Origin of the sequence: Pseudoalteromonas sp. A3, assembly GCF_025942345.1 — a bacterium.
GTDB lineage: Bacteria > Pseudomonadota > Gammaproteobacteria > Enterobacterales > Alteromonadaceae > Pseudoalteromonas > Pseudoalteromonas atlantica.
In genome coordinates this window covers 74,801-93,076 of the sequence record NZ_JAPCKL010000011.1, presented here as the reverse complement: position 1 = coordinate 93,076, position 18,276 = coordinate 74,801, and the positions used below count along the sequence as shown (strand labels likewise).

Annotated in this window: 16 protein-coding genes; 4 read left to right on the top strand and 12 right to left on the bottom strand. The window is 42.1% G+C overall.

Going from position 1 to position 18,276, the window contains the following annotated elements; translation table 11 throughout:
* Positions 1-6: 6 nt before the first annotated feature.
* The 4 genes from glnG to glnA all read right to left on the bottom strand — a co-directional run bounded on the left by glnG (position 7) and on the right by glnA (position 4,619).
* Positions 7-1,392, bottom strand: coding sequence for a nitrogen regulation protein NR(I) (gene glnG, locus OIZ54_RS16455; RefSeq protein ID WP_004589451.1), 1,386 nt, complete (start codon positions 1,390-1,392; stop codon positions 7-9).
* A gap of 15 nt (positions 1,393-1,407) precedes the next feature.
* Positions 1,408-2,478 (bottom strand): nitrogen regulation protein NR(II), encoded by a 1,071-nt coding sequence (gene glnL, locus OIZ54_RS16450; RefSeq protein WP_004589452.1) that lies wholly within the window; start codon positions 2,476-2,478, stop codon positions 1,408-1,410.
* A gap of 89 nt (positions 2,479-2,567) precedes the next feature.
* Positions 2,568-3,080 carry a DUF4124 domain-containing protein gene (locus tag OIZ54_RS16445; RefSeq protein ID WP_264390849.1) on the bottom strand — a complete coding sequence of 171 codons (513 nt, stop codon included), beginning with the start codon at positions 3,078-3,080 and terminating at the stop codon, positions 2,568-2,570.
* A gap of 132 nt (positions 3,081-3,212) precedes the next feature.
* Positions 3,213-4,619, bottom strand: a complete 1,407-nt coding sequence (gene glnA / locus OIZ54_RS16440; RefSeq protein ID WP_024031998.1) for a glutamate--ammonia ligase — start codon at positions 4,617-4,619, stop codon at positions 3,213-3,215.
* A gap of 507 nt (positions 4,620-5,126) precedes the next feature.
* Here glnA and typA point away from each other — a divergent pair.
* Positions 5,127-6,950, top strand: coding sequence for a translational GTPase TypA (gene typA, locus OIZ54_RS16435; protein WP_004589455.1), 1,824 nt, complete (start codon positions 5,127-5,129; stop codon positions 6,948-6,950).
* An 801-nt stretch (positions 6,951-7,751) separates the two neighbouring features.
* On the opposite strand, the gene OIZ54_RS16430 is transcribed toward typA, so the two are convergent.
* The 3 genes from OIZ54_RS16430 to OIZ54_RS16420 all read right to left on the bottom strand — a co-directional run bounded on the left by OIZ54_RS16430 (position 7,752) and on the right by OIZ54_RS16420 (position 10,428).
* Positions 7,752-8,486: a CBM9 family sugar-binding protein gene (locus tag OIZ54_RS16430; RefSeq protein WP_264390848.1), complete on the bottom strand. Its 735-nt coding sequence runs from the start codon at positions 8,484-8,486 to the stop codon at positions 7,752-7,754.
* Positions 8,487-8,549: 63 nt separating this feature from the next.
* Positions 8,550-9,641 (bottom strand): MBL fold metallo-hydrolase, encoded by a 1,092-nt coding sequence (locus OIZ54_RS16425; protein WP_264390847.1) that lies wholly within the window; start codon positions 9,639-9,641, stop codon positions 8,550-8,552.
* Positions 9,642-9,771: 130 nt separating this feature from the next.
* Positions 9,772-10,428, bottom strand: a complete 657-nt coding sequence (locus OIZ54_RS16420) for a DUF2959 domain-containing protein (RefSeq protein WP_004588426.1) — start codon at positions 10,426-10,428, stop codon at positions 9,772-9,774.
* 85 nt (positions 10,429-10,513) lie between these two features.
* On the opposite strand from OIZ54_RS16420, the gene OIZ54_RS16415 reads away from it, so the two are divergent.
* The gene (locus tag OIZ54_RS16415; RefSeq protein ID WP_264390846.1) at positions 10,514-11,416 is read left to right on the top strand and encodes a virulence factor BrkB family protein; all 903 of its coding nucleotides are present in this window, start codon (positions 10,514-10,516) and stop codon (positions 11,414-11,416) included.
* Positions 11,417-11,854, top strand: a complete 438-nt coding sequence (dtd, locus tag OIZ54_RS16410; RefSeq protein ID WP_054983371.1) for a D-aminoacyl-tRNA deacylase — start codon at positions 11,417-11,419, stop codon at positions 11,852-11,854. It abuts the gene before it with no gap.
* Here dtd and OIZ54_RS16405 read toward each other — a convergent pair.
* A complete protein-coding gene (locus OIZ54_RS16405; RefSeq protein ID WP_248443301.1) occupies positions 11,851-12,552 on the bottom strand; it encodes a spermidine synthase in 702 nt (233 codons plus the stop codon). The genes dtd and OIZ54_RS16405 overlap by 4 nt on opposite strands.
* Positions 12,553-12,984: 432 nt before the next feature.
* On the opposite strand from OIZ54_RS16405, the gene OIZ54_RS16400 reads away from it, so the two are divergent.
* Positions 12,985-13,878: a bifunctional GNAT family N-acetyltransferase/hotdog fold thioesterase gene (locus tag OIZ54_RS16400; RefSeq protein ID WP_024032005.1), complete on the top strand. Its 894-nt coding sequence runs from the start codon at positions 12,985-12,987 to the stop codon at positions 13,876-13,878.
* 72 nt (positions 13,879-13,950) lie between these two features.
* On the opposite strand, the gene OIZ54_RS16395 is transcribed toward OIZ54_RS16400, so the two are convergent.
* The 4 genes from OIZ54_RS16395 to OIZ54_RS16380 form a co-directional block, all read right to left on the bottom strand.
* Entirely contained in the window at positions 13,951-14,985 is a 1,035-nt protein-coding gene (locus OIZ54_RS16395) for a phospholipase A (protein ID WP_004588421.1), read from the bottom strand.
* Between the two features lie 209 nt (positions 14,986-15,194).
* Positions 15,195-16,316: a succinylglutamate desuccinylase/aspartoacylase family protein gene (locus OIZ54_RS16390; RefSeq protein ID WP_264390845.1), complete on the bottom strand. Its 1,122-nt coding sequence runs from the start codon at positions 16,314-16,316 to the stop codon at positions 15,195-15,197.
* 5 nt (positions 16,317-16,321) lie between these two features.
* Positions 16,322-17,527 carry a PLP-dependent decarboxylase gene (locus OIZ54_RS16385; RefSeq protein ID WP_264390844.1) on the bottom strand — a complete coding sequence of 402 codons (1,206 nt, stop codon included), beginning with the start codon at positions 17,525-17,527 and terminating at the stop codon, positions 16,322-16,324.
* The gene (locus tag OIZ54_RS16380; RefSeq protein ID WP_264390843.1) at positions 17,527-18,267 is read right to left on the bottom strand and encodes a 2,3,4,5-tetrahydropyridine-2,6-dicarboxylate N-succinyltransferase; all 741 of its coding nucleotides are present in this window, start codon (positions 18,265-18,267) and stop codon (positions 17,527-17,529) included. The genes OIZ54_RS16385 and OIZ54_RS16380 overlap by 1 nt, the downstream gene beginning before the upstream one ends.
* Positions 18,268-18,276 lie beyond the last annotated feature (9 nt).

The following is an 18,276-nucleotide window of genomic DNA, read 5'->3' as shown; positions in this document are numbered from 1 at the left end:
TAGAAACTAGCTAATATTGCGCTCTTTTAATTTGCGGGTCAACGTGTTGCGCCCCCAGCCAATTTTTATGGCTGCATCTTGTTTATGGCCAGAGCAATTAGCCAGTGCTGTTTTTATAAGGCGAGTTTCAAGCTGAGCTTGAATATCAGGCCAAATGTTTTCTTTACCTTGCTTAAGCTCTTGATTGAGCCATTGCTGAAATGCATCGAGCCAATCACCCTCTTGTTGAACAGGCGCTGCATCAATGATCTCTGGTGGTAGGTCTTGCTCACTTACTAATTCACCAGGGGCCATAACGGTCAACCAGCGACAGGTGTTTTCGAGTTGTCGAACATTACCAGGCCAGCTAAATAGCCTAAGCTGCTCTGTGGCTTTTGGGCTTAGCACTTTACTTTCTACTTGCAGATCTTTTGCGCTTTTGTGTAAAAAGTGCTGCGCTAGGCGTTCAATGTCTTCAGTTCTTTCTCTAAGAGCCGGTAAACGAAGGCGCACAACGTTTAAACGATGAAATAAATCGTCCCTAAATTTACCCTGTTTTACTAAATCTTCTAAATTTTGATGCGTTGCAGCGATAATGCGTACATCTACTTTAATACTTTGGTGCCCGCCCACACGGTAAAACTCACCATCGGCGAGTACACGTAATAAACGTGTTTGCACATCCAGTGGCATATCGCCAATTTCATCTAAAAACAGTGTGCCGCCATTGGCTTGTTCAAAGCGGCCTTTACGAACGCTATCGGCACCAGTAAATGCGCCTTTTTCGTGGCCAAATAGCTCAGACTCCACAAGCTCTTTTGGAATAGCGGCCATGTTTAATGCAATAAACTGGTTTTCTTTACGTGGGCTATGGTTATGTAAAGCGCTGGCTACAAGCTCTTTACCTGTGCCTGACTCACCATTAATTAGTACGCTCATACTTGAAGCCGACAGTTTACCTATCGCTCTAAACACTTCCTGCATCGCAGGGGCTTCGCCAATAATGTGCGCGCTTTTAGGTGGAACTTGTTTACGCTTAGTTTTTTTAGTTGAATTTGCTCTACAGGCACTTTCGATTAATGCCACGGCTTCGTTTAAATCAAATGGCTTGGCTAAGTACTCAAACGCGCCTTTTTGAAATGCATTAACCGCTGAGTCTAAATCTGAGTGGGCGGTCATTATAATAACCGGCAGCCCAGGGTTTTGCTCTGCTATGAGTTCAAGCAATGCCATGCCGTCCATGCCTGGCATCCGTACGTCAGATACCAACACGGTTGGCTGGCTAAATTTTAGCGCGCTTAACACGTCTTGCGCATTTGCAAAGCTTTCTGCTTCAAACCCTGCGCGTGTCAGCGCTTTTTCTAATACAAAGCGAATTGATGCGTCATCATCTACAAGCCAAACTGTTTTCATGCCAACTCCAAAACATTAATCTGCAAAAGGCAGATAGATATTAAATTCAGTATGGCCAGGCCAGCTATCACAGTCTATATAACCGTCGTGCTGATCTATGAGCGTTTGTGCGATTGAAAGCCCTAGCCCTGAGCCACCTTCTTTGTTGGTGATCATCGGGTAAAACAATGTTTCGCGAACGCTAGGGTCTATGCCTGGTCCATTATCAGAAACCTGGATCAACAAGGCTTTTTTAGGGGCTTTTCCGGGGCGGCGATACTGATGATTAATGCGGGTTTTTATTTTTATTTCACCGCCATCAACTAACGCCTGTTGAGCATTACGTACAATATTAAGTACAACTTGCTGAACCTTGCCTTGGTCAATAAACACATCAGGGATACTTGGGTCGTAATCTTTAACTAGACTAATATTTTTACAATTATCTAATGTGCTTAATTTAACAACCGACTCAAGTGTTTGGTGAATATTGCCATACGACTTTTGCGGAAGCTGATTTGGCCCAAGTAGCCTATCAACTAATTCGCGTAATCGGTCGGCTTGCTCAATTATAAGCTCAGCGCATTCGTCCCTTTCTTGTTGATCTACCTCATACTGCAATAACTGCGCCGCTCCGCGTATTCCCCCTAAAGGATTTTTAATTTCGTGAGCAAGCCCTCTAATTAAATTTCGTGCCGCTTGATATTGATGCATTTGGTTAGAGGCTTTGTCGTGTTTTATTTCTTCATCGGTTTTACGACACTCAAGTAAAATATAGCGTTCGTTTTTAAACTTAACTTGGCGCGATGTAATGGCTATTTTTGCATGGCGAGAATCTATAAAGACCACGTCAGCTCTGTGCTGGCTGCAATCTACACCATCAACAAGTGAGTACTGGGCTATGCGCTCTAAATCCACAGAATGGTAATTAAATAAGCTGTTAAAGGTTTGCCCAATAATGCGCTTTTTACCCAAGCCGAGTAGTTCGCTGGTGCTGGTGTTGGCATAAACAAGGGTAAAACTTTTATCAAGTAACATGACCGATGTAGTTTGATTTTGCCAAATGGCATTGAGAAGTTCAGGGCTAAAATTTTGTTCGTTTGACATCTTTGCACCACTTTAGTGCGTTAATATTTGCAAGCAAGTTTTAATCAGTAAATACTGCTGCGCTAATTTTGCTTCATGAGACATTGTACTTAGTTTACAGCCTTTCTTTGCATCACAAAGGTACTGGGCTGACTGATAGCAATGGCTTGATTTTGTTTATTATAAAGTTTGAGATACAAAGTATGAGCTCCGTTTTCTACATCCCGTATGGCAAACGTTGATAAATCGCTTGCGGGCCCATAAGCGTTACCGTTTAAAAATAGCTGTATGGTAAAGCCAGCTTCAAAACGCGGTGTTATGCGGCTTGTTACGTACACCGAGCCGGTGTTTTCGCGTACGGTTTGGTTATGTGTAGGCGACGATATCATAATTTGAAAACGGTTAGGGTGTGTTGGTTGTGGTGAACCAGGGGGGTGTTTACCGGTCTCAGACAGGGTAAGATCTTGGCTGCTTAGTTTTATTTCGTGCGCGCCACTACGTGGTGTATCTGAGAACACTAAAACACCATTTTTATCTTTCCAAGCATAAATTTTCTTATTGCCTGCATAACTATAAATGCTTAATCCTAAAGCAAAAAATAGTAATAATATCCTGTAATTCACATTGCTACCCTGCATATTTTGTAATTACATAACTTTAGTGGAGATAACCCTAATTTACCATAAAAAAAAGCCCGCTAAGCGGGCTTGAGAACACACATTTATTATCTTATCGATAATTTTGTCTACGGCGTATTAAACGCTGTAGTACATTTCAAACTCAACTGGGTGAGTTGTCATGTTAAGTTTTTCAACTTCTTGAGATTTAAGTGCAATGTATGCATCGATTAAATCATCAGTAAATACGCCACCTTGCGTTAAGAATTCACGGTCAGCACTAAGTGCTTCTAGCGCTTCATCTAGTGAAGATGCAACTTGTGGAATTTCTGCTGCTTCTTCTGCTGGTAGGTCGTATAAATCCTTGTCCATAGCATCGCCAGGGTGGATCTTGTTTTTGATACCGTCAAGGCCAGCCATAAGCATTGCAGAGAAAGCAAGGTATGGGTTAGCAGTTGGATCTGGGAAGCGTACTTCGATACGACGACCTTTTTCAGATGGTACAACTGGGATACGAATTGATGCAGAACGGTTACGTGCAGAGTATGCAAGCATTACCGGTGCTTCAAAACCTGGTACTAAACGTTTGTACGAGTTAGTTGAGGCATTTGCAAACGCATTGATTGCTTTAGCGTGCTTAATAATACCGCCAATGTAGTAAAGTGCATCTTCAGAAAGACCACCGTACTTATCACCAGCAAAAAGGTTAACACCGTCTTTTGCTAAAGATTGGTGACAGTGCATACCAGAACCGTTATCGCCTACAACAGGCTTAGGCATAAATGTGGCCGTTTTTCCGTAAAGGTGAGCCATGTTATGAATAACATATTTCATCTCTTGGATTTCATCCGCTTTTAATACCATTGTATTAAAGCGAGTTGCGATTTCGTTTTGACCCGCTGTTGCAACTTCGTGGTGATGCGCTTCTACTACTTGGCCTAGTTCTTCAAGTACTAAACAAGTAGCTGAACGCCAATCTTGTGAAGAGTCAACTGGTGAACATGGGAAGTAACCACCTTTAACACCTGGGCGATGACCTGTGTTACCACCTTCGTAGTCTTTATCTGAGTTCCATGCTGCTTCAACAGCATCAATTTTGTACATAGAACCTGACATATCTGACTTGTATTTAACATCATCAAATAGGAAGAATTCTGGCTCAGGGCCAAATAAAACTGTATCTGCGATACCGGTAGATTTCATGTACTCTTCAGCGCGTTTAGCAACTGAACGAGGGTCACGCTCGTAACCTTGTAGTGTAGATGGCTCTACAACATCACAACGTACGATTAGCGTAGCTTCTTCTGTGAATGGGTCTAATTTTACTGAATCAGCTACTGGCATAAGTACCATGTCTGATTCGTTAATGCCTTTCCAACCTGCAATTGAAGAGCCGTCGAACATTTTGCCGTCTTCAAAAAAATCTTCATCTACTTGGTGATGAGGAATAGAAACATGTTGTTCTTTACCTCTAGTATCAGTAAAGCGTAAATCAATGAACTTAACGTCATTTTCTTTAATAAAATCTAAAACCGATTGTGACATGTGTCCTCCAACTGTTGGGTTTTATTATTGCTGCATTAAATGCTTTGGTTTTTTAGTAAGCCGATTTTATGCCATTATTTTAACTTGCTGTTTATTAAGTTAAAAATTATGGTTGCACAAAAGTGGTCACGGGCTTTGCACTTTTTTGGTGCGTAAAATATCCACATTGGTGCAAAAATTTCACGCTCGATTCTGCACGTATTTTAATCACCTAAATCAGCTTAACTTAAATAGTAAATAGTGCCAAAGCAATTAACAAATTAGCTAAAAAACGACAATTTATGTAATTTGTCGAAATTTATTTCATATAATTGTCATATAAAAAACAGATACTTAGTAAAAGTATTAAGAAAGTTTTTAAAATTGTATTGGATAAACTTTCATCCATGTCATTAATGAGGGATAATATGCGCCCTTTTAAATCCTATGCTGGGACATCTGGTGAAAACGCAGATGAGTGCGTAGATCTTGCAGGATCAATGAGAATAAACTTCTCTGAGTAAAAATATGAGCATCGAACAGTTAAGAAATATAGCGATTATCGCGCACGTTGACCACGGTAAAACGACATTGGTTGACAAACTACTTGAGCAATCAGGTACATTAGAAACACGCGGCGGTAACGAAGAGCGTGTGATGGACTCAAACGACATTGAGAAAGAACGTGGTATTACCATTTTGGCTAAAAACACAGCCATTTCTTGGAAAGACTACCATATCAATATCGTAGATACCCCGGGACACGCCGATTTTGGTGGTGAAGTTGAACGCGTACTTTCGATGGCTGACTCAGTATTATTACTTGTTGATGCTCAAGAAGGTCCAATGCCGCAAACGCGTTTCGTAACGCAAAAAGCATTCGCGCAAGGCTTAAAGCCAATTGTTGTTATCAACAAAATCGACAAGCCAGGTGCACGTCCTGATTGGGTTATGGATCAAATCTTTGATTTATTCGACAACCTTGGTGCAACTGACGAACAGCTAGACTTTAAAGTAATCTACGCTTCAGCAATCAACGGTTGGGCTACACTAGATTTAGACGAGCCGTCTGACAACATGGAACCTATGTTCCAAATGATCGTTGACGAAGTATCACCACCGGATGCAGATCCTGAAGGTGACTTCCAAATGCAGATTTCTCAGCTTGATTACAACTCTTATAAAGGTGTAATCGGTATCGGCCGTATCAAACGTGGTTCTGTTGTGCCTAACCAGCAAGTAACGATTGTTAGTGCTGATGGCTCTACGCGTAACGGCAAAATTGGTTCAGTACAAAGCTACTTAGGTCTTGAGCGTATCGAAACAGATAAAGCTTACGCTGGTAACATTGTAACGGTAACAGGTCTTGGCGAGCTTAAGATTTCAGATACTGTTTGTTGTCCTAACAACGTTGAAGCATTACCACCACTAAGTGTTGATGAGCCAACAGTAACAATGACGTTCTCTGTAAATAACTCTCCTTTCTGTGGTAAAGAAGGTAAGTTTGTAACATCACGTAATATTCGTGAGCGTTTAGACAAAGAATTAGTACATAACGTTGCACTTCGTGTTGCTGATACTGACAACCCAGATAGCTTCCGCGTATCGGGCCGTGGTGAATTACACCTTGGTATCTTAATCGAAAACATGCGTCGTGAAGGTTATGAGCTAGCTGTATCTCGTCCAGAAGTAATCTTACGCACTGTCGATGGCGTATTAGAAGAACCGTATGAAACACTAACAATTGACTGTGAAGAAGAGCATCAAGGTTCTATCATGGAGCAAATTGGTCTTCGTAAAGGTGAACTTACTGATATGGCACCAGATGGTAAGGGCCGTATGCGTTTAGACTTTATGATCCCAAGCCGTGGCTTAATCGGTTTCCAAACTGAGTTCATGACGTTAACTTCAGGTTCTGGTTTACTTTACCATACATTCGATCACTACGGTCCGCACAAAGGTGGCGAGCTAGGTGTTCGTAAGAACGGCGTAATGATTGCAAATGCTACAGGTAAAGCACTTACTAACGCATTATTTAACTTACAAGAGCGTGGTAAATTATTCATCGGTCACGGTGTTGAAGTTTACGAAGGTATGGTTATCGGTATTCATAGCCGCGATAACGACCTTACAGTTAACGCCCTTAAAGGTAAGCAACTTACTAACGTTCGTGCATCTGGTACAGATGAAGCACAAACATTGACGCCACCATTGAACTACACACTAGAGCAAGCGCTTGAGTTCATCGATGATGACGAGTTAGTAGAAGTAACACCTGAGAACATTCGTATCCGTAAACGTCACTTAACTGAAAGTGAGCGTAAGCGTGCGGGTCGTGCTCCAAAATCATAATCTATTAATTTAGAGTAATGGTTTAAAAGCCGCTGTATTGCAAAATACAGCGGCTTTTTTGTGGGTTAAAACAAGAGTTGTCAGCTATAAGTTATCAGCGGTCAGTTTAGAACGGAGCAGCTAAATAGGCAGGTTTAAGCTGAAAGTCAGTAGGCTATATAAACCTGCAACAATGCATAGTGGTAGTGCGTGTTGGTTGGGTGTTTTTTCGTTGGGTTTCGCTACGCTCAATCCAACCTACGTCTCAACTATTTATTAGTGGTTACTTTTTGAAAGTAGAGCGGCTTTTCCAAATACGTCTGTGTTTATAGTTCGTTCTATAGTGAAACTGCAGCAATGTATTTATCTCTAAAAGCGCAGCGCCTCTTATCCTCTTTGTGAATAATTCACTTAAAAAATATTTGCACAAAGAGAAGTAAAAGAGTCAAAGCTTAATCAATCGATAATGCAAAGCATCTGTCATTGTTGGTAGGGTATTTTTTCGTTGGGTTTCGCTGCGCTCAACCCAACCTACGTCTCAACTATTTATTAGTAGTTGCTTTTTGGCAGTAGAGTGGCTTTACCAAATACGTCAGTGTTTATAGTTCGTTCTATAGTGAAACTGCCACAATGTATTTATCTCTAAAAGCGCAGCGCCTCTTATCCTCTTTGTGAATAATTCACTTAAAAAATATTTGCACAAAGAGAAGTAAAAGAGTCAAAGCTTAATCAATCGATAACGCAAAGCATCTGTCATTGTTGGTAGGGTATTTTTTCGTTGGGTTTCGCTGCGCTCAACCCAACCTACTTCTCAACTATTTATTAGTGGTTACTTTTTGGCAGCAGGGTAATTTTGCCAAATACATCTGCGTCTATAAAACCGCGGTTTCTGTCGCCATTGACTGGTTGGACTTCATGTGAGCCCATAAAGTGTTCTCGCACTTTACTGCCGTCGTTATCGCAATAAGCGAGCATAAAGCCGATGACTTGTTTTGTCGTTAATTTAAGCGGTGTATTTTGTCCGCCTTCTTGATAATCATTTGGGTAGAGCTTTATAGCAACTTCCCAGGTGATGTTATAAGGGGCTTGGGTATTACGCTTCCAGTTACTTGTTAAGTGGTCGGTGTATAAATGGGCTTTTTTATCGGGGCCGTAATCGGCGGCTTGGTTATCAAGGCCGATGTGATATGCCAACGCGGTATGGTTAAATTGGTGAATACCACCTGAGGCGTCGCTATCGATAAAAATTTCCAGCGCATCGTCATCCCAATATTTTACGGTCGGGTCTGGGTGCGTATCAATAAGTACATCGTCAGTTATATCAGCTTGTAAATACAGGTAGTTTTTATCCCACAGCAGGCGGTAGCGGCCTTTAAAGTCGGCATCTGATGAGGGCAAGGTGCCATCCATTAAATGCGGCATATCATGCCATGTTGCTTTATCCCATGCGCTTTCAGATACGCCATCAATAGTAATAGGGGTCGATGTATGCGCTACATCAATGGCCATTACTGGGGCGCTTAATAAACAGCTTAAAGCTAATGCGTGTTTTTTCATTAATTTCTCAATGTTAATATGTATTTAGATATTACAATCATCCTAAAACAGTTCAGCAATGAGTTACAGTGAAATACTTTCGCCTTCGTTTAAAATATATAAAGGTGTGGTTGAAGCCATTTTATTGTGCATATGTAGTAACCTTAGCAGTGCTGAATGACTTGTCCGGTCGCCCATTTTCCAGCTTGAGTTACCATAGCCCCACGGTATCATTACTTTACAGTTAAGATCGCTAGCTGCATTTACAGCATCCTCTGGTGTGGTGTGTACATAACGATACCAAGTAGGGCTGTCTTCACTGTAATACGAGGCTATGGGCAGTAGGCATATGTCTATATCGCCATACTTTTGCTGAATGTCTTTAAAGTGTTTTGAGTAGCCGGTATCGCCGGCAAAAAACACGGTACTGCCGTTTTGCTCAAGCAACCAGCCATTCCATAGGTCTTTATCGTTATCTTCGTAAATAAAGGGCACCAATACACGGCTACTAAAGTGGTGCGCTGGTAGGGCATGAATCGTTAAATCATCAAGCTGTGTTTTTGCATACCAGGCCATTTCGCTAATGTTATAGCCACCAGTAGGGAAGTTGTCGGCCATACCTAATGGCGTTAAGTAGCGAGGTTTATTACCAAGCTCCCCTATATCGGCTTTATTAAAGTGATCGTAATGAATATGCGAGTACATCACTGCACTTAGGTTTTTAAGCTCGTTTTGTGTAAGCCAATCGCCGGGTTGCCTGTAAAACCCTGAGGCTAACCTAAAGGCTAAATCAACAGGTGAGTCGAACTGCTCTTTTACAGGATCAAATAGCACGTGTTGTCCGTTAGGTGTGCGGATCATAAACCCAGCGTGCCCTAACCAGCGCACGGTAAAGCCCGTATTTAAATTAATTGGCTTTTGCTCAGCAATAAATTGGCAATCTTCAGCGTCTTGTTTGCATTGTAATTTAGGGCTTGGCGGGTAGCAGCCGGTTTCGCAGGTGGTGGGGTAGGTTTTTTTGCCAGGGTAGAGGTTATAAAAGCGTCCTTTTCGCTCGCCTGTTTGATGCTGCGGGGTAAGCGTGCTTTCCCCTGCAATCACCTCAATGCGATTAGCGGTTTCGCAAGCGCTAAGCAATCCACAAATAAATACAAGGCTGGTGGTTTTTAGTTTCATTGTTGCTATCTATTATTATTTTTATAAAAGTATAACAACATCAAAAGATTAACAAATAGTTCAAAGGTAACAAAACGTAACAACAAAAAAGCCTGCAATATGCAGGCTTTGTTAGGCAGATTTTAATTGATTAGCCAGCGCTATTCATTTGCTCTATAAACTTGTTTGAATCGGCAATTGATTTATTCATGTCGTTCATCAGCACTTGAATATCACGCTTTAAATTAGTGAATTCGCCTTTAATAGCGGCAACCGCTTGTGCGTTTAAGTTATGCTTTAAGTACAGTACGTTATCTTGTAAAGACGATAGCACTGGCTCCATTTTGCTCTCTGCACTGCGCATAGAGCGTAGTAACTGGCTAAATTGGCGTTGTGTAGCCGCTAGCTTTTTACTGCTTTCGCGCTTAAGCGACGCGCTTTTGTATTGCTCAAGTTCATCGCTCCATTCATCAAATAAAGCTTCTGCTACATCTTCAACTTTATTAATATTGCTCGATACTTCATTAGCGGCTGCTAAGCTCGACTCATAATCATCGTTAAGTTGATTGTAGGCATCTTGTAACTCGCCGCCATCAAAATTAATTAAAGTTGTTAGGCGCTCAAGTGCTGATTGAAATTCTTCTTGCGACTCTTCTTGTGAATCTTTGGTTTCTTCTACGCGGTCAATAAGAATGTCGCGCTTATGTACACCTACTTTTTCCATTGCAGAATAATAGGCCGACTGACAGCCCGATAAAGTAAGCGTAATGGCCAGTACCGAGGCGCTAAGTAATGTTTGTTTTTTCATTTGGATCCCTATTTACCAGTAAGTGCTGTAAATTATGGTGCTGATTGCTATCATAATCAAAATTCGATTAGCACAAGTCAATTGTATGAATGATAAGCTCTCCCTTTATAAACAGCAAGCTATCTCCTTTTTAAGGCAACAGCCAAGCTGGTGGATGCAGTACGTTAACCGCTGTATAGACGATCAAATAACAGTGAATGCAGGCTACCTTGCCTATGTTACTTTGCTTTCTTTAGTGCCTTTGATAGCGGTAGGCGTGGCAATATTTTCGGCCTTCCCGGGGTTTGAGTCGACCCGCATAGCCATAGAAAGCTTTTTGTTTACTAACTTTGTACCTACCTCATCTGATGTTATTAAAGAGCATATAAGCTCCTTTACTGGCAATGCGAACCAAATGACCGCGGTGGGTATTGGCTTTTTAGCGGCGATTGCACTGCTGCTTATACGTAATGTTGATGCCACGCTTAATCGTATTTGGCGTATTAAGAAAAAACGCCCCATGATGATCTCTTTTGCGGTTTATTGGATGGTATTGAGCTTAGGCCCCGTACTTCTGGGCGCAAGTATTGGTGTTACATCGTATATTGTTTCGTTAGTGTCGTTTGCCGATCAGGGCATTCCTGGGTTTAGTGGCTTTTTGTTAAAGCTGGTGCCTTATGGCTTTTCGATGATTGGCTTTTTAATGTTATACACTTTAGTGCCTAACACGCCTGTATCTATTAGGGCTGCGCTACCGGGGGCTCTTTTTGCGGCAGTATTATTTGAGCTGACTAAAAAAGGCTTTGCGCTTTATATTAGCCATTTCCCTTCGTACGAAGTAATTTATGGCGCTGTTGCGACCATTCCTATTTTATTTGTGTGGGTGTATTTGTCGTGGGTGGTGGTGTTATTAGGGGCCGAATTTACCGCCTGTATAAGCCCTAATCATGTACCACAAACACCAGAAATAGACATTGATGAAGAACTAAAAACAGAGGAACGCAGTTAAATGCAAGGCTTAATACAACGTGTAAAAAGTGCCAAAGTAGAAGTTGATAACCAAGTTATAGGTGAAATTGGCCAAGGTATTTTATTGTTACTCGGTGTTGAAAAACCAGATGATGAGCAAGCCGCCGACAAGCTGTTGCATAAGGTAAGTAATTACCGAATATTTACCGATGAAAACGACAAAATGAACTTAAGCCTAAAAGATATAGGCGGTGAATTACTCGTGGTGTCGCAATTTACATTAGCGGCTGATACTAAAAAAGGCATGCGCCCAAGCTTTTCATCGGCAGCCACACCTAGCCAAGCTAACGCGCTTTACGAGTACTTTGTAACTCAAGCTAAAGCGCAGGGTATTAGTGTTGCCACGGGAGAGTTTGGCGCCGATATGCAAGTGAGCTTGTGTAACGATGGACCTGTTACGTTTAACTTATCGGTTTAATTACCAGCTTTAGTAACAATAATAATATGATTCACAAAGCCCGCAATTTTATGCGGGCTTACTTTTACGCCAAACACATTAAATAGTAATTGCTGTAACTGAATTAACTGCGACTCATGTTGCGACAAAAAGTTAATAAATAACGTGCCACCTGCGTTTAGCGCATCGTATATTTTTTGATAAAAAGCGCGTTCAAACAAAAATCGTGGTGCATCTATTTGGCTAAATAAATCAAGAATAATCCAGTCATGGTTATGTGCCTTGCTAAGTACATTTTGCGCGTCATCACACTGCACGTCACTTTGGTTTTTAAGAGCGAAAAAATCTGTATAGCAGGCAATTATATCTGCATTTTTTTCAACTGATGTTACGTGTGCCTGCGGGTAAGTGTATTGTAAGTAATTACGTATAGCGCCACCGCCAAGGCCAAGTTCTAACACATGATTTGGTGGTGCTAAGGTTTGCCACTGCTTAGCTAAATAGGTTAAATGTGGAAATAGTAAGCGCTGTGGATTGTTAAGCTCTATCACCGATTGCAATGTATCGTTAATTAGCAGCCAGCGAAGCTGCCCGAATTGGCGAACCTGTATGTGATCGCCTGCATATTTATGCCAGTAAACTAGTTGCCCAATATCTTGGCTGTGACTAATAAAGTGGCTACTCACTACACCCGTTAAAGGGTTTATAAAATCGCTCATAACATTAAGGGCCTGTTGACCTTTCAGGATTAAAGTTTGTTCAATCTAGGGGGCGATTTAATCGCGGCGCGAGATTTGTAACCTAGTGGGCTCGGTAACTGCTCCTGCGTTACTCTACTGGCTTACACCCATGTAGGCAACAAAGAGTAAATTTCCCCTAGGCAGAACCCTTCGCTCAGTGCATGTTCAATCTCTAAAGGCCCAGCATAAACTAGCTGATGCGATGGGTAAAACAGTTATTTTTTCGCTTGCTTACCAAAGTCGTATTGGCAGTGTTTAAAAGATGGAGTATGGTATTTGCCATAATAATTCCAACCAACTTAATCTTTAATTTTCTAATGTAAAAACCAATGTGCAGGTTAAAGAGTTATTCAGTTGGATTACATGCCGTAGCCTTTATTTTTTATTTACGGCAAAACAACAGGAGTATATATGTTTCAAGTAACTACACCGCAGAGCAGCGAAGACTGGCAAGCGTACTATCAATTACGTTGGGAAGTACTACGTGCGCCTTGGAATGAGCCTCGTGGCTCTGAACAAGATGATATGGAACAAGACTCAGAGCATCGCTTTATAAAAAATAACAACGGTGATGTGCTTGGTGTGGCCCGTTTACACTTTAACAACCATGAACAAGCGCAAGTACGTTACATGGCCGTAGCCGAAGGCAACCGTAACCAGCATATTGGTAGCCGTTTATTACACGAGCTTGAAAAAATAGCATGGACGCAAAATGCAGGCGAATTAGTGTTATTTGCTCGCGAGCGTGCGCTTGAGTTTTATAAGCGCCACGGCTATGAGCTAAAAGAAAAAGCCCACTTAGCGTATGGCGATGTTCAACATTTCAAAATGATTAAGCAAAAGCCTAGTGAGCCGGGATGGTTTCGCCACCCTGATTGGACGCAAGTACTGCAAAATATTTGGCGTGAATCAATCCCAATTAGTGATGCAATGGGTATAAAAGTAGAAAGCTACACAGACTGGCAGTTTACAACGCGTGCTGATTTAGACGCTAACTTAAACCTACACAACACTATGTTTGCAGGCTCTATATACAGCTTAGCAACCTTAACCGGTTGGGGCGCAACGTACTTAGCGCTTAAAGAGGCAGGGCTTGAGGGCAATATTGTATTAGCCGATGCCACTATAAAATACTTAAAACCACTTAATACCGACCCACGCGGTTGTGTTGATGTGCAAACCTGTAAAGGTAAACTCAGTGAGCTGGAAACAACAGGCAAAGCAAGTTACGTAGTACCTGTTACTATATTTGATGGCAGCGATGTTGTTGCAGAGTTTGAAGGGGTGTTTGCGGTTAAAAAATAACGATTAACGCTTTAATAAAAAAGCCAAGCACTTTATAAAAGGGCTTGGCTTTTTTTATGGCGTATTAATAAATTAGAGTAAATCAGTAAGTAATATACCTACACCAATACGCTCTACATCAGCGTTATAATCAATTAGGCTTTCACCGTAACCGTTAAAGTACTGCGCGTAGCCACGTAAACGACCCCAAAGCGGGAATGACCAATCTAGTTGAAGTGCACCACGGTTATCTGAATTTAAATTGTTACGAGTCATAAAGCTAAACTCGTGATCGTGATAACGATACGCCCCGCCAAATTCAAAGTAACCCATGTATTTGTAAATATCTGGATTGTCGTCGCCATCGGCTTCTAATATATTGTCTTTTTCATCCTCGGCAATGCGATACCAAGGTTTAAAGCTAAATACAAAACCGCTCTTTTCCCATATAAAATCGGCGTAAATTCGGTTCCATGAACGAGAGTTTGGCTGGCTGCGGCCATTAGATTGGTGCGAAATACCCAGCGCTATGGCCATTTCGTCGCCCCAAAGTACGTTTTCTTGGTCTAGGTAGTTTACCCAAAATATTTCTGGTTCGTAGTTGGTTTCACGAAACGGAGAAGAAATCTCTGAGTTATAAATTTGCCAATACGACTGCAAGGTAAAGCCAAAAAAGATGGCTTGGTCGTCATCTGCAAAATCATCGTACAGTGGCACTTTAATAGAAAGCTGGTATTTAGCCTCTAGGTTATCAAGGGGTTCGCCATTTTCTTCATCTGTTAGCTCGTCAAAGCCGTCAAACGGGCGATCGTTAGGGTGCGAGACATACGATAAAGGTAAAATGTAGTTACGTTTATGCGGCGTAATTACGTTACGATTTTTTTTGCTTACCTCTTCGCGAGCCTTGCGTTTATCAAGTGCGGTAAGTTGTTTGTTTTCTTCAAGGGCGGAGCATTTTGTACGCAGCTCGTCTAAGGTTTGCTTACCATCGCCACCAATTACTTCATTTAAAATACATTGCTTAACTAGCTCTATGTCGTTGTCTTGTTCATTTTTTTTAACCTCTTGTTGGGCAAAAGAGGGTGTGCTTAGTAAAGCCGTAACTGCAATCCAATAACGCCAGCTCATTGTTTATTCCTTTGAGAGTAAGGTAGATTTATAAATTATAACGTGTTTTTACATTTGTAACGGTGAACTTTCACTGAATTTACACTTATTTGATTACCTTACGTTTACACCGTTATCACAGATCAAAAAAAGCGGCATATAGCCGCTTATATTGTAAGTTAGTTAACTTACTCTCACGCAATGAGAAGGGGGAGTTATAGCGCGGTGCGCTATAACTCAAATACGTTAGTAAAAAACTTATAAAGTTCAGTGCCTTGGTTTACGCTTGCTGAGGCAAAATGCAAAATAGCAATTGCATCGCAATCAAGGCTTAATGTTTGTAGGGGCTGCTCAGTTAAATAGCGCTCCATGCGCAATATATGGGCTATTGGCTCACCTGCCTTTATGTGTGCGCCTAATGGGGCAACATATTCAACCATGCCGCCAATCGGCGCATAATAAGCAAAGTAGTCATCTAAATGGCACGCATAACGAGTCATCTGCTTAGGTTGATACACTGCATCTACCAATACATTTTTATGGTTCAAATAGCTTAAAATGCTGTTTGCATCATCAAAGGCGGCTGCTAAGTCTATTTTTTCTTGGCTGCCTAGCTCTACTGTAAAGGCTTCAACCTGTACATTGAAGTCCCTGCCTTGCGCACTAAGTGCATCACTTAGATGCCACCATGGGCAAAAGCTAGCTTCATCCATTGCGCCATCAAAGTCGCTTGGAATAAGCAGTACGTGTTCAATATTAAAATAACGTGCGCTGTCGCTGACATACGTTGGACAGTACAGATGCTTACTTGAAATAGGCCCCGTATGTAAGTCGAGCACGATATCGGCTTGATGCGCAAGCTTTTGCAGGTTAAGCGCAATGCGTTTACCGGTATTGAGCAAGTAAGCTGGGCCGTTAAGTTTGGCATCTATTTCATCAAGCAGGGCTTTTTTAAAATTACTTTTTAAAGCTGCATCGTCGTACTGGCTATGCTCGTGTGCAAACTGGGTGACTAAATCACTATTGTAGTGATACATACGGTTCCAGTTAGTGCCAGTAATAGGGTCGAATCGGCCAAGGGTAAATTCCCCTGATTTTTGATTACAACCTATAGGGTTAGCATAAGGTACTAAGGTAATGTCGCCTTTTAAATTGAGCTGTTTTAACTGCTCTAGCAGCTGAAAAATAACCGCGTTACCTTGTACCTCGGCGCCATGCATATTGGCTTGAATATACACGCTTGGCCCGCTGCCATCGCCTTTTAAGCGATACACCGGAATAGTTAGAGGTAAGCCGTTTGCTACTTCCCCTACTACAATGTTTTCTTGGCTAATGGGTGTTGTTATGCTCATGTTTATTACCTTAAGTAGTGACTGGCATCTTCTGCTTGGCGCACACAGGTGAGCTCGCCATTTTGTAACACGTATTCTGCAGCTAGTTCATGGCATAAAAAATAGGGCATGCTTTCGGTAAAACCATAGGCGCCACATTGGCTAAACACTAGCCAGTCTTGCTCGTTTAAATCGCTTGGTAGGCTATGCTCGCCTAAGCAATCAAGGGCAGTACATAATGGGCCATATAAGCTCATTGCTTGTTCTGGCGCTGTTGATTCGCGCAGTAACGCCGCAGGAAAATCTTGGCTTGTAACAGCAGGGCGTAATAAGTGGTTAATACCACCGGTTAAAATAACTTGCTGTTGTCCGTAGTTTTGTTTGCACTCAACGACGGGGTTAGCGTAATGTCCGCATTCGCCTACAGCGTAACGGCCAAGCTCCATCCAAAGCTCGTCTACACCCGCATCTTTTTTAATTTTTGCCAGCGCGGTGATTAATCCATCCCACTCAAGTGTTGCATCGTTTGGTGTGTAAGGAATACCTAAACCGCCGCCTAAGTCTAAAATTTTCAGGTTTATATTTAAGTTATTAGCCAAGGTGGTAAGCGGTGCAATCATTTGCGACCACAGCTCGCTTAGCTTTTGCGTGCTAAGCATGTTGCCCCACTGAAAAATATGCAGACCATCAAAATTAAGTGCTGGGTAATCGCCAGTATTGAGCGCTTGCCATTCATCGCAACCAAGCCCAAACGGTGTAAGGCTGTCACCCCCTAATGGGTTTTTTTCACCTTCTGGCCAGCGTAATTGCACACGCAGTAATACTTGCAGCTGCGTATTTTGCAGCTGCGCTTGCTGGTTTAACCAACGTACTTGATTGAGGCTTTCGGCAACAAAAATACGCACGCCGCGCTCAATAAAGTGTTTAATTTGTTTAGGGCTCTTTGCAGGCCCTGTGTTGAGCACGCGCTGTGAACTAATACCTTGTGCAAGGACTTGTTCAAGCTCACCTTTACTTGCTACGTCAAAGTTAAATCCGGCGCTGTCTAGGCATTGAATAACCTTAGAAAGCGGATTGGCTTTTACCGCATACCAAAGCTTTACATCGGTTTGCGCAACTAAACGGGTAAGGTGTGCGTTTAGTTTGTCTAAGTCGTAAACAAAAAAAGGTGTATCAAGTTGCTGAGTAAGTGTATTTACGGCGGCCTTGATAGGCGTGCTCAAAAAGCTCATTATCGTAAAACCTCTTCTAGCAATAACGATGCATCGCTTTGCTCGTCGCGGTATTTAACAATGAGTGCACACGACATGCTTAGGCCTTGCTCACGAGCCCATTCGTTAGACGCAGGGCGAGAACCTGGTATTACAATAGCGTACTGTGGAATTGGCTCGCCTTTATCTAGCTGGCGCTCGTTAACACAGTCGTAAACCGGAATAGTTGCAGATAAACGCACACCTGGGGCAAGTACCGCGCCTTTTTTAACCACTACGCCTTCAACAATGACACAACCTGCGCCAATAAACGCATCGTCTTCAACCACGACTGGGCTTGCCCCAATTGGCTCAAGTACACCACCAAGTTGCACAGCTGCGCTTAAATGCACATTTTTACCAACTTGTGCACACGAACCCACTAATGCGTGGCTATCAACCATAGTGCCTTCGTCGATGTATGCGCCAATATTTACGTACGCTGGTGGCATAATAATAGTGCCTTTAGCTACGTAGGCACCGCGGCGAACACTGGTGCCACCTGGTACCATACGCACGCCATCGTCAGTGCTAAATTCTTGTGGTGCAAGGTTGTGCTTATCAACAAACCCGCCTGCAAACTCGGTGTTAGTGCCATTTTTAAAGGCTTCTAAAATGCCTTGTTTTACTTCTACGTTAGCTTCCCATTGGCCGCTTTCGTTTTGTGATGCTGCGCGTACTGCGCCCGATTCTAAATTATTTAGTAGTTCTAACCAGCTCATTATAAAAAC